Source organism: Demequina sp. B12 (assembly GCF_028823635.1).
GTDB lineage: Bacteria > Actinomycetota > Actinomycetes > Actinomycetales > Demequinaceae > Demequina.
In genome coordinates, this window is sequence record NZ_JAPEHU010000040.1 from 1 (window position 1) to 223 (window position 223).

Genomic DNA, 223 nt, shown 5'->3' on the forward strand with positions numbered 1-223 from the left:
TTGCGGCAATTAAGGAATATCACCTTAATATTAATGAACAACAGGTCAATGTTACGGGCAAACCCCTTAAACGAATTACCGTAAATGGAAAATTTATAGCACCACTCCTTGAGTTTGAAGAGGGGGATGAGGCTGTTATTCACGTCCATAACCAATTAAAGAATCAAGATACCTCTTTACACTGGCATGGGTTATTACTGCCAGGACTAATGGATGGTGTGCC

1 protein-coding gene is annotated in these 223 nt (G+C 40.4%); it reads left to right on the forward strand.

Features of this window, described 5'->3' with window-relative positions; genetic code table 11:
- Window positions 1-223: multicopper oxidase domain-containing protein (locus ON058_RS11100; RefSeq protein WP_274669123.1), on the forward strand; the 223-nt coding region annotated here is incomplete at both ends.